The organism is Halorubellus salinus, from assembly GCF_020567525.1.
Classification (GTDB): domain Archaea; phylum Halobacteriota; class Halobacteria; order Halobacteriales; family Natrialbaceae; genus Halorubellus; species Halorubellus salinus.
On record NZ_JAJCVI010000006.1, the window covers coordinates 248545 to 265524 of the forward strand.

General features: G+C 65.2%; 15 protein-coding genes and 1 tRNA gene. 3 read left to right on the forward strand and 13 right to left on the reverse strand.

Annotated elements, in window-relative coordinates:
- Positions 1 to 98: 98 nt before the first annotated feature.
- A complete protein-coding gene (locus tag LI336_RS17705) occupies positions 99 to 371 on the forward strand; it encodes a hypothetical protein (protein WP_227134489.1) in 273 nt (90 codons plus the stop codon).
- 125 nt (positions 372 to 496) lie between these two features.
- Here the strand turns inward: LI336_RS17705 and LI336_RS17710 are convergent, their stop codons facing one another.
- From LI336_RS17710 to LI336_RS17720, 3 genes are all read right to left on the reverse strand, one after another.
- Positions 497 to 1117 (reverse strand): class I SAM-dependent methyltransferase, encoded by a 621-nt coding sequence (locus LI336_RS17710; RefSeq protein WP_227134490.1) that lies wholly within the window; start codon positions 1115 to 1117, stop codon positions 497 to 499.
- A 134-nt stretch (positions 1118 to 1251) separates the two neighbouring features.
- A tRNA-Thr gene (locus LI336_RS17715) sits at positions 1252 to 1323 on the reverse strand.
- A gap of 70 nt (positions 1324 to 1393) precedes the next feature.
- Complete coding sequence (locus LI336_RS17720) at positions 1394 to 2428, reverse strand: class I SAM-dependent methyltransferase (RefSeq protein ID WP_227134491.1); 1035 nt, start codon at positions 2426 to 2428, stop codon at positions 1394 to 1396.
- Between the two features lie 125 nt (positions 2429 to 2553).
- Here LI336_RS17720 and dph5 point away from each other — a divergent pair, with 125 nt between their 5' ends.
- Entirely contained in the window at positions 2554 to 3357 is an 804-nt protein-coding gene (gene dph5 / locus LI336_RS17725) for a diphthine synthase (RefSeq protein ID WP_227134492.1), read from the forward strand.
- 522 nt (positions 3358 to 3879) lie between these two features.
- Here the strand turns inward: dph5 and LI336_RS17730 are convergent.
- The 10 genes from LI336_RS17730 to LI336_RS17775 all read right to left on the reverse strand — a co-directional run bounded on the left by LI336_RS17730 (position 3880) and on the right by LI336_RS17775 (position 16418).
- Positions 3880 to 6636, reverse strand: coding sequence for a BGTF surface domain-containing protein (locus LI336_RS17730; RefSeq protein WP_227134493.1), 2757 nt, complete (start codon positions 6634 to 6636; stop codon positions 3880 to 3882).
- Between the two features lie 381 nt (positions 6637 to 7017).
- On the reverse strand, positions 7018 to 7791 hold the full coding sequence (locus LI336_RS17735; protein WP_227134494.1) for a VOC family protein: 774 nt from the start codon (positions 7789 to 7791) through the stop codon (positions 7018 to 7020).
- 82 nt (positions 7792 to 7873) lie between these two features.
- Complete coding sequence (locus LI336_RS17740) at positions 7874 to 8266, reverse strand: PIN domain-containing protein (protein WP_227134495.1); 393 nt, start codon at positions 8264 to 8266, stop codon at positions 7874 to 7876.
- Complete coding sequence (locus tag LI336_RS17745; protein ID WP_227134496.1) at positions 8263 to 8475, reverse strand: DUF7557 family protein; 213 nt, start codon at positions 8473 to 8475, stop codon at positions 8263 to 8265. Before LI336_RS17745 ends, LI336_RS17740 begins: the two co-directional genes overlap by 4 nt.
- Positions 8476 to 8534: 59 nt before the next feature.
- Positions 8535 to 9644, reverse strand: a complete 1110-nt coding sequence (locus LI336_RS17750) for an OBG GTPase family GTP-binding protein (protein WP_227134497.1) — start codon at positions 9642 to 9644, stop codon at positions 8535 to 8537.
- A 252-nt stretch (positions 9645 to 9896) separates the two neighbouring features.
- A complete protein-coding gene (locus LI336_RS17755) occupies positions 9897 to 11261 on the reverse strand; it encodes an ABC transporter ATP-binding protein (protein WP_227134498.1) in 1365 nt (454 codons plus the stop codon).
- Positions 11254 to 12321, reverse strand: a complete 1068-nt coding sequence (locus LI336_RS17760; RefSeq protein ID WP_227134499.1) for an ABC transporter ATP-binding protein — start codon at positions 12319 to 12321, stop codon at positions 11254 to 11256. Before LI336_RS17760 ends, LI336_RS17755 begins: the two co-directional genes overlap by 8 nt.
- Positions 12318 to 13508: an ABC transporter permease gene (locus LI336_RS17765; RefSeq protein WP_227134500.1), complete on the reverse strand. Its 1191-nt coding sequence runs from the start codon at positions 13506 to 13508 to the stop codon at positions 12318 to 12320. Before LI336_RS17765 ends, LI336_RS17760 begins: the two co-directional genes overlap by 4 nt.
- Complete coding sequence (locus tag LI336_RS17770) at positions 13508 to 14476, reverse strand: ABC transporter permease (RefSeq protein WP_227134501.1); 969 nt, start codon at positions 14474 to 14476, stop codon at positions 13508 to 13510. Before LI336_RS17770 ends, LI336_RS17765 begins: the two co-directional genes overlap by 1 nt.
- A 67-nt stretch (positions 14477 to 14543) precedes the next feature.
- Positions 14544 to 16418: an ABC transporter substrate-binding protein gene (locus LI336_RS17775; protein WP_227134502.1), complete on the reverse strand. Its 1875-nt coding sequence runs from the start codon at positions 16416 to 16418 to the stop codon at positions 14544 to 14546.
- A 347-nt stretch (positions 16419 to 16765) separates the two neighbouring features.
- Between LI336_RS17775 and LI336_RS17780 the strand changes: the two genes are divergently transcribed.
- Positions 16766 to 16969 (forward strand): VNG_1110C family protein, encoded by a 204-nt coding sequence (locus tag LI336_RS17780; protein ID WP_227134503.1) that lies wholly within the window; start codon positions 16766 to 16768, stop codon positions 16967 to 16969.
- The last annotated feature ends 11 nt before the right edge of the window (positions 16970 to 16980 follow it).

Consider the following 16980-nt stretch of genomic DNA (forward strand, 5'->3'; position numbering starts at 1 on the left):
GCGGTCCGACCGTCCGTGAAACCCACTGCAGGCGCGGGGTTCGACGCGGATGCGAGATTCCACATCACTTATGCCGTTCGGTGTGAGTAATTTTCCCTATGAGTACCCAATCACGCGCCGCGGACCCCAACGAGTACGAGGAAGGGTTCCTCAGCCAGAACACGTGGATGCGACCGGTGGCGATCTTCGTGGTCATCTGCTTCGGGTTGCTCGCGCTCATCATCAGCGCGAACGCGACGATGGGTTGGCTCGGCGGCCGCTTCGGCCAGGTCCTCTTCGGGATGGTCGCGTCCCTCGTCTTCATGAGTATCGTCCTCAGTGCGGTCCTCCTCATCGTCAACGGCACCCGCTACCTCTACAACAGCCGCTGACCGCGACGACACCCGCAACATCTTCTACTTCGCCGTCACCAACGTCAATTCGCAACCACCACGTCCCACGCCTCGGGGACGTGCCCCACGGCCCCCGCAACCGACCACTGGTACGTCGATGGCCGTCATCGCCGCTGCAGCACGACGAAGAACCCGGGGTTACGACCGGTACGACGCTCGTAGACCGCACGCGACGCGGTGACGAACGCCCACTCCCCGTCGCGCGTGAACCGCTCTCGCACCTCGGTCGGATGGATCCCGTACCCCGAACGCCCTGGTCGGCGCGCGTCACCGAGCACGCAGTACAGGCCACCGGGCTCGACGACCGCCGCGAGGCCATCGACGAACCGGTCGCGTGCCGGGTCGTCGAACACGTGGTACATCGCAGAGTCCAGGACCGTCCGGAACGAGAACCCGACGGCAGCGAGCCCGTCGAGCGCGAGCGCATCCCAGACGAGGAACGGCGCGTCCACGCCACGAGCCGCCGCCTTCTCGCGAGCCTGCGCGACCGCGACCGACGAGATATCGACACCGAGCACGTCGTACCCACGGCGCCGCAGGAACACCGTCAACTCGCCCGTGCCACAACCCACGTCGAGTACCGGACTCCGCACGCCACCGCGCTCCTCGAACCACACGAACGGCCACTGCGGCCGCCCAACCTCCCAGTTCGGGAACCCCGCGTAGGACGCGTCGTACACGTACGCGAGCGTCCGGTCCGGCCGCGACGAAGACACGCCACTCATACCCGAACCAACACGACCCAAACGTAAAATCCCGAACCCCGACGGACTCACCAGCACGACGCACAGAACCCATCCCGGAGACACACGGCAGCGACCCGAAGAACCCAACAGCTACCGGATCGAAAGCGAGAGGAAGCCGGTGGAGGGATTTGAACCCTCGGCCTATTCCTTACGAAGGAATCGCTCTACCTCTGAGCTACACCGGCAGACGTCGTCTGTCTGCATTCACTTGTGGCAGGAGAATCGCAATAAGGGTTGCGAATCGGGGCGGGCGTGCTACGTCGAGACGACCCGGACGTCGAGGCAGACGTTGACCTCGTGGGGCGCGTACGACCGGACGACGTGACGGGTCTCGACGGTCACGTCGTAGGCGGGCTCGAACGCCTCGCGGATCGCGCGCTCGCCCGGCCCGAACGGATCGTCCTCGTGCTGGATGTCGTAGAGGTGGAGGACGCACTCGTCGCTCGCGAGCACCGCCGCGGTGTCGAGGAACTCGCTGGCGGTATGCGGGAGGTTCATCACCACGCGCTCGGCCCACCCCTCGTAGCCGCCCGCGACGTCGCGGACGTCGTCCGACTCGCTGCGCTCGCCAGACGAGCTCGAGACGACGTCTCGAACGTCACCCTCGATAGCCGTGACGCGCTCGGCCACGCCGTTCCGGGCCGCGTTCTCCCGGAGGTACTCGACCGCGACCGGGTTCAGGTCGACGCCGACCACCTCCGCACCACGCTTCGCTGCCGGGATCACGAACGGGCCGACGCCCGCGAACATGTCGAACACGCGCTCGCCCGGGTCCACCTGACTGGTCACGCGATGGCGTTCCGTCGCGAGCCGCGGCGAGAAGTACACTTCCGCGAGGTCGAGGTGGTACTCGCACCCGTACTCGCGATGCACCGTCTCCGTCGACTCGCCCACGAGCACGTCCCACTCGCGCACCCGGAGCTCGCCCTTCACCTTCGACGCGCGGTTCAGGACCGTCGCCACCGGGAGGTCCGACGCGACCACGGCCTCGGCGATCTCGCGAGCGCGCTCGTCGTCGTCCTCGTCCAGGATGACGACGTCACCGAGGCGTTCGTAGCTCGGCTCGAACCCGAGCACGTCCGCGGGCGTCGTCTGCGTCTCCCGCTCGGGGACCGTCCGTGCCACCACGTCGAACCCCTCGGGGACGCCCTCGGCGTCGACGACCGGGATGAACAACGCCCCGTCCTCGACGACGATCTCTCGGGAATCGTCGAGCACGCCCGCGTCAGCGAGCACCTGCCGCGACTCCTCGCCCGCCTCCCGGTCCACGCGCACGCACGGCTCGTCCATACGTCCACGACCGAGACGCGTCACCCTCAACCTGACGAACCACGTCCACCCCCACTACCGCACTCAGGGCCCCCACGGCGACGTGGACCGACGGCTTGAACGCCACCGACGCACACACCGTCAGTATGCTCACGTTCATCGGCCTCGGGCTCTACGACGAACGCTCCATCACCGTCGAAGGCCGCGACGCCCTCCGCGACGCCGACCGCGCGTACGTCGAGTTCTACACGAGCAAACTGCTCGGCGCCACCGTCGACGACCTGGAACGCCACCACGACGTCGACATCGAGGTCCTCGAACGCGCGGACGTCGAACAACACCCCGAGCGCGTCCTCGACGCCGCCGAGACCGAATCCGTCGCGTTCTGCACCGCCGGCGACACCATGATTGCGACCACGCACACCGACCTCCGACTGCGCGCCCACGACCGCGGTATCGACACCCGCGTCGTCCACGGCGTCACCGCCGAGACCGCCGCCGCCTCCCTCACCGGCCTCCAGAACTACCGGTTCGGGAAAGCCACCACGCTCCCCTTCGAGTACGCCCACGCCGGCAGCGACGTCCCCAATAGCGTCCTCGACACCATCCAGGAGAACCGCGACCGCGGCCTCCACACGCTCGTCTTCCTCGACATCAAGGTCGGCGACGACACCGCCGGCGCGGACGTCCGCGACGGCGACGAGTACATGACCGCCAGCCACGCCGCCGACCGCCTCGCCACCCACCACCCCGACCGCGTCGCCGTCGTCGTCGCACGCGCCGGCAGCCCAGACCCCCTCGTGCACGCCGACACTCTCACGAACCTCGCCGAAGCGGACTTCGGCGACCCCCTCCACCTCCTCGTCGTCCCCGGCGACTGCCACCTCCTCGAAGCCGACGCCCTCGAAGCCCTCGCCGACGCCCCCCGCGACAAACTGGACGTCGTCTAACCGACCACCCACACTCCCCTCGCCGTCCCCTACCCGACCACTCACACTCCCCTCGCCGTCCCCTACCCGACCACCACGCCAGCAGCTGACTCACCGCGCTGACGTCTCTCCTCATCGAACTCCAGCAGCATCAACCACCGAGTCCCACGACCGATTCGTCGCCACCACCGGCTCGGCGCGGGAGCGGGCGCGACCGCGAACGTCAGTGAGCGGGTCGCGCACCCACCCGCGAGGGACGCCGCCGCGTCGCGCGAGCACCGCGAGCGCGACGCGGCAGCGTCGGCTGGGGAGGGCGTGGTCGACCACCGGCACCGCGAGAAACACGACCCCACAGCAAACCCCCACAACCCACTCACCACGATCCCCACCAGAACCACGATTCGAAACCACACGCACACCACACCCGGCCACACAACCCCGCACTCACCAACCGACGAGCACGAGACTGCCGTCGCTATCGAGCGTAGCACGCGAAGAAAAATCGAACGTGAAGACCGAGTTAGACTCGGTTAGTTAGTGACGTTAGTCGCGACGGGTCGCGAGGAGCGCAGCCGCAACGAGTGCGACGAGCGCAACAGCGACACCGAAGCCGGGCGAACCGCCACTGGAGTCAGTGGTGGTCTCTTCGTCCGTCGGCTCGGCCGTCGTCGGCTCGTCCGTCGGTTCCGTCGTCGTCGGCTCGTCCGTCGGTTCCGTCGTCGTCGGCTCGTCCGTCGGCTCCGTCGTCGTCGGCTCCGTCGTCGTGGTGTCTTCCTGCACCGTGATGCCAGCCGTGACAACGTCGTTGTCACCGACCTGCACACCGTGCGTGTAGTCACCAGTCTCCGACGGGAGCGTCGGCTCGAACGTGACCTGCGTCGTCGACCCAGCGTCGACCGTCACGTTCTGCGTGAGGAGCGTCTCGTTCTCGAAGACGAACGCGACCTCGGTCTCGCCCGAGGAGTCACCAGTGTTCTCGACCGTCGCGGTCACCGTGATCGTCGAACCGGGGGCAGCCGTCTCCGGCGCGTCGAGGGACGCGAGCTGGATGTTGGATGCACCGCCGATGCGAGCGTTCACAGTCTCACCCGAGCGGGATCCGTCCTTCACGGAGACCGTGAAGTTGGTGCCGGTCGGGATGTCCGAGACGTCGATCGAGGTCGTCCACGTGCCGTCGTCCTGCACCGTGGCCGTGGTCGAGCGGAGGAACGGGTTCTGGCCGCCCGAGGAGCGGGCAGTCACCGTGAGGTTCGTGCCAGCCGCGAGCGACGAGGTTCCGCTGATCTCCGCTTCGGAGGACTGCTCGACGATGAGCGGGTTCTCCGAAGTGTCCTGCGGTGCGTCGATGAGCGCAGAGCGCTCGACGACCGAGAACGAAGCCGTTGCCGACTGCGTGCTCTTCGTACCGTAGGCCCAGTTCGGCGAGAAGCTAACGTTCGCGCGGTAGTTCTCACCAGCGGAGAAGTTACCCTCTGCCGTGTCCGCGTAGAGGAGCCAGCTGTTGCTGCCAGGCGTGACGAGAACCGTCCGGTTGCTCGCGTTGATCGTCGTCGGCGCGAGGTTCGTACCGGGGTTCGTCTGCGTGATCGTCAGGTCCGCACCGCCGACGTTCTTGAACGCAGCACCATCTGCGAAGGCAGCTGCGGGCGTCCCGAGCTCACCGTAGATACCGGCAGCGGTCACTTCGAGGACGAGGCCGTCCTGCACCGCGACGGTGTCGTCCTGCGTGATTGCGTCGAAGACGTAGGACGGCGACTCGGAGTCAAGCGAGTCTGCAGCCGAGGGCGCCGTCCACACGTTGATCGAGCGCTGGACGTCGTTCGGGTTGTTCAGGACAACCGTCGCGACACCCGTCTCGCCACTGCCGAGACTGGCGTTGACGGGGTACTCGCCACCGCTCAGCGTGCCAGGTCCAGCGGTCGCGAACTGGCTGCTGAGGGTCGTGCTCTCGATCGAGTCGTCCTCCGACGCAACCGAGAACGTGCTAGCGTCGTTCGTACCAGCGAGGTACGTGTTCCAGTAGACCGTGACGTAGCCGTCGTCGTTACCGTCCGTGACGGTGACGCTCTCCTCGTAGTTGACGGAGGGACCACCGAAGGTCACCTGCGCCGTGCTGGCGGTACCGGTGAACGAGACGTTCATCGCGACGATGTCGCCACGTTCCTCGGAGACAGCCTTCGTCACGAAGTCTGCCGAGCCAGTCTGTGCACCCTCGACCGTGATGTCCACGGACGACGTGACGCCCGTGTCGGGGACGAGGAAGTTAATCGTGTAGTTACCAGTGGACACGTCAGTAAAGTTCGCCGTGAGCGTGTCCGAGGTGGTACCGGGGACTGCGACGTAGTCGTTCTCGCCGTCGCCGTCGGTGTCAGCATAGGCAACACCAACGTTACCGAGAGAGGCGTTGAGCTCTTCGGCCGTGAGGTCCGGCGAGCTGATCCAGTGCGAGTAACTGTTACGGTTGGACGTGACAGTGATGTCCGTGTTGGTGCTGTCCCCGCCGTTCTTCACCGTGGTGGGGTCAGCGGACGCACTGTAGTCCTGACTGGACAGCTTGAACGTAATGTTCTGATCTGCATCTGCCGGGCTCTGACTGGTGTCGGTGAGGAGGTAGGTGCCCGTTTCGTAACCGGACGTGTCGAGCACGACCTCACCGTTGGCGTCAACGTCGACCTCGGTTACGAATTCGAAGCCAGTGCTAGTCTGCCGCTGGAGCTCGACGCCTTGGTCATTGGAGTCGAAGGTGTCGTTCCAGACGACCTGACCGGACCAGTAGCGGTTACCTTCGTCGAGTTCACGGTCGTAGTCAGTGCTCTTCGCACCGACCTTGAACGTCGTCGTGTCAGACGGGCCACTAGCAGCAGCGATAGTGAGGCTGTTGCCAGTCGACGCGGCGCCCGTACTAACGGTCGTCATGACGGTGATGGTGACCGTGTGCGTACCGTCACCGGTGACGTCCTTGACCGTGATTTGAGCGTCGCCGCTGTTGGTCTGGGAGTTCGTGATTTCGACAGCCGAGGAGTTACTCGAGGAAGCGGAGTCAACGCTCTGCACGTTGACGTCGCTGAGACTCGAGTACTGGATGTCGACCTGTTCTTCCGTGTTACCGTCGATGGTAACGTCGAATTCGACAGTCTGCGTGTCGTCTGCATTCGCGCTTACCGTGGTAGCACTCGCACCACTGATGGTGTTCAGGTTCGCGGCGGCCGCGCCCGAGAGGGCAACGGTCCCGGCGAAGACCGAGAAGACCATCAGCGCTGTGAGAACCAGCGCACGGAGTTTGTTGTTTTCGTCTGTCATGTGTTGTTGGATCGCTTCGGCGGCAACGGCAGCTTTTCTCGATGTCGCCCGAGACCTGTGGGCGCACCGATACTCGCTACTGTCACCATGGGTAGGGGTACAACAGAAAGGCACGACCCATTGTTATAAATGTCTTGTGGTGAATCGGGTTTCGTGGTATACCGTCACACACGCTCTGTGTGCCGTTTTCTCACGGTTCCCGACGTCGTCGGACGCACGGCACACACCCCAGGAACGTATATAAACGAATCGTCGAGCGCGGTGACCACGGCGAAAACAACCCGCACACGAGTCAATACTCGACTGGCCAGCTATCGATATAGAACCGGCCTGTAACCGACGCCACGCCCACGCGACACCGACCCCAGCCGACTCCCGCCCTCACTCCCCGGGCACGTCCGTCGGGTTCAGGAGCTCGATCTCGTGCCCGTCCGGGTCCTTCGTGAACGCGAACATGTCGTCGCAGCTCTCGGGGTCGCGGTAGTTCTCGGCCTCGCGGACCATGAGCTCGTCCCACGCATCGTTCAGGTCGTCTACGCGCACGCACACGTGACCCCACGCGTCACCCATGTCGTAGGTACGCCCGTCGTAGTTGTACGTCAACTCGACCGCCATCGCCTCCTCGCCCGCGTCCTGGGGCTTCAGGAAGTAGTTCGCGAACGTATCTGACTCCCAGCGGCCCGTGTGCTCGTACTCGAACTTCCGCGTCCAGAACCCGATCGCCTCGTCGGCGTCCTCGACGCGCATCATCGTGTGGTCGAGACTCCAGCGCGCGCCGTGGTCGCGCTCGACGAGTTCGACCTCGTGGCCGTCCGGGTCCTTCACGAACGCGTAACTCCCACCGCACGACTCGGGGTCGCGGTAGTCGTCGACGCCCGCGTCCATCAACTCCTCGTACGCGTCGAACACGTCCTCGACGCGCACCGCGATGTGCCCCCACGCGTCACCCATCTCGTACGTCCGGTCGTCGTGGTTGTACGTCAGCTCCAGGAGGGCAGCGTCCTCGCCCGCGTCCTCGGGACCCAGGTAGACGTTCGTGAACGTGTCCGCCTCCCAGCGACCCTTCTCTTCGTACTCCAGGTGCGTCTGGTACCAGTCGAGCGACCCCTCGAGGTCTTCGACGCGCATCATCACGTGGTCGAGTGCGTACGTCATACCCCGGCGTTCGCCGTCACGCCCAAAGACGATACCGGATGGAGAAAACGAGACAGCGAACAACGACACAGCGAGCGCGAGTTCAGACGAGATCGACGTCCAGGCGCTCGGCGAGTCCGGCGACGTCGAAGTCGCTGTCCGCGACCGCAAGCGTCTCGCCAAGGTGCATCGCCGCGCCGGCGATGAACGCGTCGCGAGCGGCGAGCGGCGTGCCGTCGATGGCGAGGTCGTTCTGGAGTTCCGCGCTCGACCGCGCGAACTCACGGCTCTCGTCGACGACCGTCAGCCACTCGAGCGCGTCGTCGACGGCGTCGAAGTCGGCGGCTCCGGATTTGAACACCTCACCCTGGTACATCTCGAACAGGACCAATGGTGGTGCGAGCGCTCGCTCTTCGGCCTTCGACGTGACGTAGTCGACGGCAGCATCTTCCCCAGAGAGGTAGTCGATGAGAACGCTACTGTCGTACAGCGTCATCGAACGCCGACGTCGTCCTTCATCTCGGCGCGCTTCGCCTTCGCCTTCTCGGGTGCATCGGAATCCGCCCAGAGCCCCGCGCCGTCGCGAACGCTCTCCCGGCGTTCCCGAACGAGCCGCGAGAGCAGTTCGTCGAACGTCTCCTCATCTCGTTTCAGGGCGGCGAGTGCAGCGTGCGTGTCGTCGTCGACCCGGATGCTCTTGCTCACACGTATCCGTATACGGAACAGTATACAAGAGTGTTCGGTCGAATTCGTTCCCGACGCCGCTACTTCCGGAGGACGAGCTTGAGCACGTCCTCGTCCGCGAGCTCGTGTTCGCGCCCGACCTGCTGGCCGTCGTGCTTCGCGCTGTCGCCGCGGACGCGCGCGAACCGGAAGCGCTCGTCCATCTCGCTGCCGAGCTTCGAGAGCGCGTCGTCGATCGTCGACCCTTCGGGAACGACGAGCGGCTCCTCCCAGTCGACGCCACGCCCGGGTTTGTCCATGTAGATGCGGATGAGCCCGAGCTGCCGCCAGATGCGTTCCTTGAACGCGTCCAGGCCCTTCTCCTTCTCCGCGGAGATAAACGTCACCTCCTCGGGGTCGAGGTCGTGCTCGCGGAGGTTCTCGAACACCGTCTCCTTGTAGCCGGGGTCGATGAGGTCGGCCTTGTTCACGATCGTGATAGAGGGCAGATAGACGCGGTTGTCCATGATGCCGTCGATGAGTCGGTCCATGTCGAGCTTCTCGCCGAGGTTGACGTCCGCGTTCACGTACCCGTGCTCGCGGAGGATGTCCGTGATCGTCTTCTCGTCGAGGTCCTGGTCGGCGGCGCTCGTGACGCGGATGCCGTCCTTGTGTTTCTTCCGGATGGTGACGTTCGGGGGCTGCTGGTCGACGCGGATCTTGATGTCGTACAGTTCCTTGCGCAATCGCGCGTACTGCTCGATCTCGAACGGCGACAGCACGAACGCGATGAGGTCCGCGCTGCGGACGACCGACAGCACCTCCTTCCCGCCGCCGCGCCCGCCGGCGGCGCCCTCGATGAGGCCGGGGACGTCGAGGATCTGGATGTCCGCGCCGTTGTACTCGAGCATCCCGGGGTTGACGTTGAGCGTCGTGAACTCGTAGGACCCGACCTCGCTGTCGGCGTTCGTGAGCGAGTTGACGAGCGTCGACTTCCCGACGCTCGGGAACCCGACGAGCGCGACGCTCGCGTCCCCGTGCTTCTCGACGGCGTACCCGCCGCCGCCACCGGACCCCGACTGGTTCTCGAGCTTCTCCTTCTTCTCCGCGAGCTTCGACTTCAGACGGCCGATGTGGGCTTCCGTGGACTTGTTGTAGGGCGTATTCCGGATCTCCTCCTCGATTGCGTCGATCTCCTCTTCGAGCCCCATCGTTACTCCAGACTCCGCTATCCCGACCGAAAAACCTGTTCAATCGCTACCCGACCGCCGTCGCAGCTCGCGCGCAGCGGTTGCGTGGCCGCCTCTCGCACGTCGACGACGCGCCCCGCAGGCGACGAGACGCGTCTCGGTGCCGGAGCTGCGACAGGTGGCATCTCCGCGCCGGGTCTCGTCGTCGAGCACGTCCCCGGAGGAACCGTGGTGCGCGAACGCGCGCCGGGCGCGCCGGCGTTCGACGGCGCGTCAGTCGTCCGAGACCGCGGACTCGACGGAGTCGGTCGTGGCAGTCGTCGAGTCGAGGTGACACGCGGACTGGTGTCCGGGTGCGGTCTCCGAGAGCGACGGCGCGTCGCGCTCGCAGACCGTCTCGAACTCCGTCGACAGCAGTTCGTCGGCGCCCGCCAGGTCCTCGTTCACGATCAGTTCGAGCGCTTCGGCGAGAACGGACTCCGCACGCCCGTCCTGGAGCGACCCGGGGATGCCGAACTCGTTGCGGATCGCGGCCTTCGCGGCGTCGTCGGGCACCGCACCGGGTTCGACGTCCCGGTCGCTCTCGGTCGCGACGAACTCGCGGACCGCCTCGATGTCGATGTCGCGCTGCGCGAGGCGCGTCCGGAGGTCCATGACCGCACGCCAGTGTTCCTGCTCGAAGTCGTAGCCTTCGGGCTGGATGACGTCCGGACAGCGCGTGTGGAACCGACACCCGCTCGGCGGGTTCGACGGACTCGGCACGTCACCACTGAGCGTCGTCCCCGCACGATCCACGGTCGGGTCCGGCACCGGAATCGACGACAACAGCGCCTGCGTGTACGGGTGCTGTGGGTTCCGGAACAGCTCCTCGGTCTCGCCGATCTCGACGATCTCGCCGAGGTACATGACCGCGACGCGGTCGCAGATCTCGCGCACGACCGCCATGTCGTGACTGATGAGGAGTATCGACAGCCCGAACTCCTCCTGGATGTCCTTCATGAGCGTCAGGATCTCCGCTTGCACGGAGACGTCGAGCGCGGAGACGGGTTCGTCCGCGACGATGAGTTCCGGGTTCGTGACGAGTGCACGCGCCAGACTGATGCGTTGCTTCTGGCCGCCCGAGAACTCGTGTGGGAACCGATGGTAGTCGTCGCGGGAGAGGCCGACGCGGTCGAGGAGGTTCCGCGCGATCTCCTGGCGCGCCGCCTTGTCCTCGATACCGTGGATGCGGAGCGGTTCGGCGATGCTCTCGCCGACCCGCATCCGCGGGTCGAGGCTCGACGACGGGTCCTGGAAGATCATCTGCGCTTGCCGGCGGAACTGCTTGAGTTCCTCCGGGTCGAACTCGGTCACGTCGTTCCGATGCCGCGCGTCCGCGGCGGTCTCGGCCGCGTTCCGTGCGTCACCGTTGAAGAGGACCTCGCCCGCTGTCGGTTCCTCGAGCTGGATGATCGACGTCGCCGCCGTCGACTTCCCGCACCCGGACTCGCCGACGAGCCCGAGCGTCTCGCCGCGCGGGATGTCGAAACTGATGCCGTCGACCGCCTTCACGGACCCGACCTGCTTCTTCAGGATGCCCTGCGTGATCGGGTAGTGCTTCTTCAGGTCGCGGACCTCGAGGAGGGGTTCGTCAGTCATCGTTCATCCCTCCAGTGCGCTCGGTGCCGCCGTTCCCGGCGGCGCCACCGGTCGACAGCTCCGCGTCGAGGATACGGGACTCGTCGTAGCCGGGGCCGTAGTACACGCACGAGACGCGGTGGTCCGCGGTCCCCGTGTCGTACAGCGTCGGCTGCTCGCCCTTCTTGCAGTCCTCGACCGCGTGCGGACAGCGATCCGCGAACCGACAGCCGTCCGGCGGGTTCGTCGGGTCCGGGAGCGACCCCTGGATGCCCTTCGTCGACTCGCCCCTGCCGGGCAGACACTCCATGAGCGCCTGCGTGTACGGATGCGCGGGCTCCTTGAAGATCGTGTAGACGTCGCCTTCCTCCATGAGTTTGCCCGCGTACATGACGAGCACGCGGTCGGCGACCTCGGCGACGACGCCGAGGTCGTGCGTGATGAACAGGATGCTCATCCCGAACTCCTCCTGGATGTCCTCCAGGAGGTCCAGTATCTGGGACTGGATGGTGACGTCGAGCGCGGTCGTCGGCTCGTCCGCGATGAGGAGGTCCGGTTCGGGCGCGAGCGCCATCGCGATCATCACGCGCTGCTTCATGCCCCCGGAGAACTCGTGGGGGTAGTCGTCGAAGCGCGCGGTCGCCTCCGGGATACCGACCCGGTCCAAGAGCTCGATCGCGCGCTCGCGCGCCTCGGCCTTCGAGACGTCGTCGTGGAACTGTATCGCCTCCACGATCTGCCAGCCGACGCTATAGCAGTGATTCAGCGCGTCCTGCGGGTTCTGGAAGATGTGACCAATCTCGCCGCCGCGGAGGTCGCGGAGTGCCCCGTCGCTCAACGCACCGACGTCCTGGCCGCGGAACCGCACCTCGCCGTCGATGTGCGCGGGCGGCATCGAGAGGATGCGCGTGATGGATTCGCTCGCGACGGTCTTCCCGGACCCGGATTCGCCGACGATGCAGACGGTCTCGCCTTCGTGGATGTCGAAGTCGAGGCCGTCGACCGCCGTCAGCGTGCCTTCGTCCGTGGTGAACGTCGTCGTGAGGTCTCGTACCGACAGTAGTGGCTCGTTCGTGCTCATGATTCGCTCTCCGTGTCCGCCTGCGGGTTCAGTGCGTCGAGCAGTGCGTCACCGAGGTAGTTGAACGCGAGGATCGTCACGAACAGGAACACGCCGGGGATCGTCGAGATCCACCACGCGAACGACAGGTCCGCGCGTCCAGCCGCGATCGTCCGCCCCCACGAGGGGACGTCCGCGCCGAACCCGAGGAACGCGAACGCGGCCTCGAACAGGATGAAGCTCGGGATGAGCAGCGACAGGTCCGTGATGATGCTGCTCGCGGTGTTCGGGACGAGGTGCCGCCGGATGATGAGCCACGTGCTGCCGCCCGTGGCTTTCGCGGACTTGATGTACTCCTCTTCGGTCTTCTGGAGTGCGTTCGACCGGACGTACCGGGCGGTGTTCCCCCAGCTGAAGAACCCGAAGATCGCGATGAATAGCAGGAGGCTCCCGCCGAACTGGTAGGTCAGCAGGAGGAACAGCAGGAAGCTCGGGAACGTCTGCTGGATGTCGACGTACCGCATCAGGAACTCGTCGACGAGACCGCCGCTGTACGCGGCGACGGTGCCGACCAGGCTCCCGATGACCGTGACGATGAACGCCGACATCAACCCGACCTTCATGCTGACCTGCATCCCGTACACGATGATGTTCAGGATGTCCTTCCCGCCGCCGGTCGTCCCGAACGGGTACTGCCAGGTGCCGTGACACATGCCGTCGGAGACGCGTCCGGTGCACTCGATGACCGCTGACTTCGGGACGCTCGTGTACACGGGCGGCTGGTACTTCGCGAACAGTGACAGCTCGGGCTTCGAGAGCACGAGCGGGCCGACCATCCCGATGAAGAAGGTCGCGAGGAGGAACCCGAGGCTCAGCATCGCGGGCCGGTTCTGCTTGAACCGGTCCCAGTAGTACCGCGTCAGGTGCGGGTTCTCGAACAGCGGGACGACGGTGAAGAAGAATATCGCCAGGAGCGTCAGCGCGAAGAAGTAGTCGAGCTGCGTGACCTGGTACGCCCACCCGATCGCCTCGAAGGTGTCGTTGTTCTTCGGGACGACGAAGTAATCGTACAGGAACAGCACGGCGAGTAGCGTCGTCGACACGAGCATCCCGAGCGCTTTCGGGGAGAGGTCGAGTCGACCGCTGGGTTCGACGTCCGTCCAGTCGATGTCCTCGAATCGCGTCGGCGTGGAGTCATCTGCCGCCATTATCGATCACCGTAATCGATGCGCGGGTCGAGGAGCGTGTACACGATGTCCTGCAGGAGGTTCCCGATGATGGTCAGGAAGATGAACACGAACGACGTGCCCAGGACGAGCGGGGTGTCCTGCGAGGTCAGTCCCTGCAAGAGGAGTCGCCCGAGTCCGGGGATCGAGAACACGGTCTCGACGAGCACGGACGACCCCGTGAACAGCGCCAGGAGCGTGCCGACGTACGTCGTCGACATCGGCACGGACGCCGGACGCAGGATGTGCCGCGTGAGGATGCGCTGGCTGTTCGCGCCCTTCGCTCGCGCGGTCTTCACGAAGTCCGTGTTGAGGTACTCCGCGGACTCGTTCCGTGCGACGCGCTGGATGCCCCCGACCGAGCCCGTGACGAGCACGAACACGGGGAGGATGAGCTGTTTGACGTTCGCCCACGTGAACACGCCGACGTCCGTCTGGTACGTTATCGGCACCCATCCGAGGACGACGCCGAACACGAGCAGGAGGATGATACCGAACCAGAAGTTCGGGATGGAGAACCCGAAGAACGCGAGGAACGTCATCAGGTTGTCCTTCCACGAGTACTGGTGCGCCGTCGAGTACAGGCCCGCGGCCGTCCCGAAGAACAGCGTCAGGATGGTCCACGGCACCGAGTACTGGACGGTGTAGTAGAGCGACGTCCAGACCGCCTCGGTGACGGGTTGCGAGCGGCTCTCGGAGAACCCCCAGTCGAGCGTGAAGACGTTCTCCATGTAGCTCCCGTACTGCACCCACAGCGGTTCGTTCAGACCCCGGAGTTCGCGCAGTCGCTCTTGCTCGGCGGTGGCGTTCTGCCCCGCCTGCGCGGCCGCCTGTCCGGCCTGAATGATGTCTCTGTCGGGCGTGAACCGTAGCAGCGCCCACGTCAGCGATACGATGATGAACGTGACGACGACCGCCCACATGAGCCGCCGTGCGACGTACCACCTCATGGTGGCGTCGCTATCCCAGCGGCTCTCGGTGAGCTATACGAACGATGATAGGTCATGGGTGACCTCGTTAGTTGTCTCCGGACTCCTTCCGCCACGTCTGGAAGTTCCAGCCGTTGAAGAACTCCTCTTCCGGCCCGACCACGTCGGGACTGTAGCCCGTGATGGACGTGCCCAGCGAGAGCATCCCCATGGGTTGGTCCTTCGAGAGCTTCCCGAACAGCTCGCCGAGGAGCTCCTTGCGCTTCTCGTCGGAGGACGCAGTGCGAGCGTCTTGGTAGAGCGACTCGAGGTCGTAGCTCGGATAGTACCCGGTCGCGTTGAACGCGCCGTCCTTGAGGAAGAACACGTCGCTACTGGTCGGCGTCATCGGGTACGTGTTCAGGCCGTAGATGAGGCCCATGTCCCAGGACTCCTTGCTCGTGACCTTGTCCCGCGGCCCGTAGTTGTTCGCGCCCGCGCTCCACTCGAGCTCGTCGGGGTTCTCGGGCTCCTGCTGGCGGAAGTAGTCGGTGACGAACTTCAGGCCACCGATGGACTTGATGTTCACCTTGATGCCAGCGTTCTTGCTGAACTCCTGCTGGATGAACTGGGCCGTGGACTTCTCGATCGCCTGCCCGTTCTGGTACATCAGCTTGAGTTCGACCTGGTCGCCGTTCCCGTCGACGAGCGTGTCGCCGTCGTAGGAGTAGCTGGTATCCGATAAAGCGTCCTTCATCCGGCTCCGCGTCGCCTCGGGGCCGTAGAGGTCGCCGACGCCGTACTTGTCGACGGTGTCGTCGTTGTACCACGGCGACCACTGGGGCTGCCACGTGAACTCGGGGTTCGCGTACCCGCGCTGGACGCCCTTGACGTACTTCTGCTTGTCGAGCGCGCAGCCGAGCGCCTGCCGGACGCCCTGCTTGCGGAACGGCTTCCAGCCGTTCGCACGCATGTTGTAGAAGATCGGGCGGTTGTACGGCTGCGGGGAGACGTTCAGGTTGACGTTCTCGTTCCCTTCGAGGTTGACGGCCTGACTCGGCTCGAGGCCGACCTCGTCGCCGTCGCCGGTCTTGAGCGACCCGACGCGCGCCGCCGGCTCCTTGATGATCTGGGTCTCGATGCGCTCGAAGTACGGTGCCTTCTCGAAGAGCTTCGGGAGGTCGTCGGCCTCGCGAGCGTAGTAGTCCTCGTTGCGCGTGAACGTCAGCTTGCTCTGGCGCTCCCAGTTCTCGAGGTTGTACGGTCCGAGGTTCCCGGTGTAGGAGAGGTCGATGAGCTCCTGGTTCTCCTTGAGGCCCTGGACGTCCTCCTCGTCGACGAACGGCTTGATGAGCTTCTTCGGGACGACCTGCATCTCCCACGTCACGGGCTTCTTCGGGAACAGCGGGTCGGGCTCCTCGAGCTTGATGTCGAACTTGTACTTGCCGTTCTTCTCCACCGTGATGGGTTCGCCGTTCCGGTACCAGTCGGAGCTGGCGGCGGTCCCGGACCATTCGGTCTGGTGGAGGTTCTTGATCATGTACACGTAGTCCTCGGCGGTCAGCTGCCCGTAGGGCTCGGACCACTGGAGGTTCTCGCGGAGTTTCGCGGTCCAGACGCGGTTGTCGTCGCTCGAGAGCTCGAACAGCTGCGGGAACTGGACCTGCCCGGGCTTGAATCCGTAGGACGGGTCGATGGTGTTCGTGATGAGAGCGCCCGCGGTCGACTCGGAGTTGTACATCGAGTTCAGCGTCGTGATCGTCGAGGAGATGATGTCGGTGTACGTGCCCCCGACCTCGGGGAGTTCCTCGACCTGCGTGGTGGGTTCCTGCGTGCCCGTGCTGAACCCTTGGTCCTCTTCGGTCGTCGAGGCGCCCGTCTCGGTGGGGTCGGGTCCGGACGCACACCCGGCGAGTCCGGCGGCGCCAGCGATCCCCATCACCTGGAGCCAGCGGCGGCGGCTCGTCGTTTGGTCACCATTCATTTGGAATGCGTTGTCAGACGGCATAGCTCATACTTTTACCTTACATATTTAATTCTTGCTTTAGGCCAACACGCCACTTACTCACAGACGGCTCCACTACGGCCAAAGACACGAATCACGCTGAAAGCTGGAAACCGAGCGCCAGGAGACCTGAGAAGCCATTTCACCGGTTTGGATGACTGAGCTCGTGCTCGAAGTAGTTGGGACGCGCCGTGCACGCCGACCGGTGATCGTCGTCGGCGCCACCGCGTCCGCGACCCGACGAGTGCGCGCGAGCACGAACCTCACGCGCCATCGTCTCGTTCCGCCACGTTAATACTTGATGGCCATCACCGTTGACCCGATAGATGCCAGACCCGGCACAGCTCCGCGATAGCACGCAGATCGTGATGGAACGGGACGCGCTCGCCGGGCTCGACGCGGCCGTCGACGAGCGGTTCATGGTCACGGTCGCGCCGGTGAACGAGGAGTACTGCCGCATCGTCGGCTCGCCGGTCGTCATCAAGGACGTCACGAACTTTCTCGCACGCCACGGTCTCACCGTCGACTGAGCCGCGACGCT

Coding starts and splice junctions, on each gene's coding strand:
- LI336_RS17705 (WP_227134489.1), top strand. CDS start 99: ATGAGTACCCAATCACGCGCCGCGGACCCCAACGAGTACGAGGAAGGG.
- LI336_RS17710 (WP_227134490.1), bottom strand. CDS start 1,117: ATGAGTGGCGTGTCTTCGTCGCGGCCGGACCGGACGCTCGCGTACGTG.
- LI336_RS17720 (WP_227134491.1), bottom strand. CDS start 2,428: ATGGACGAGCCGTGCGTGCGCGTGGACCGGGAGGCGGGCGAGGAGTCG.
- dph5 (WP_227134492.1), top strand. CDS start 2,554: ATGCTCACGTTCATCGGCCTCGGGCTCTACGACGAACGCTCCATCACC.
- LI336_RS17730 (WP_227134493.1), bottom strand. CDS start 6,636: ATGACAGACGAAAACAACAAACTCCGTGCGCTGGTTCTCACAGCGCTG.
- LI336_RS17735 (WP_227134494.1), bottom strand. CDS start 7,791: ATGACGTACGCACTCGACCACGTGATGATGCGCGTCGAAGACCTCGAG.
- LI336_RS17740 (WP_227134495.1), bottom strand. CDS start 8,266: ATGACGCTGTACGACAGTAGCGTTCTCATCGACTACCTCTCTGGGGAA.
- LI336_RS17750 (WP_227134497.1), bottom strand. CDS start 9,644: ATGGGGCTCGAAGAGGAGATCGACGCAATCGAGGAGGAGATCCGGAAT.
- LI336_RS17755 (WP_227134498.1), bottom strand. CDS start 11,261: ATGACTGACGAACCCCTCCTCGAGGTCCGCGACCTGAAGAAGCACTAC.
- LI336_RS17760 (WP_227134499.1), bottom strand. CDS start 12,321: ATGAGCACGAACGAGCCACTACTGTCGGTACGAGACCTCACGACGACG.
- LI336_RS17765 (WP_227134500.1), bottom strand. CDS start 13,508: ATGGCGGCAGATGACTCCACGCCGACGCGATTCGAGGACATCGACTGG.
- LI336_RS17770 (WP_227134501.1), bottom strand. CDS start 14,476: ATGAGGTGGTACGTCGCACGGCGGCTCATGTGGGCGGTCGTCGTCACG.
- LI336_RS17775 (WP_227134502.1), bottom strand. CDS start 16,418: ATGAATGGTGACCAAACGACGAGCCGCCGCCGCTGGCTCCAGGTGATG.
- LI336_RS17780 (WP_227134503.1), top strand. CDS start 16,766: ATGCCAGACCCGGCACAGCTCCGCGATAGCACGCAGATCGTGATGGAA.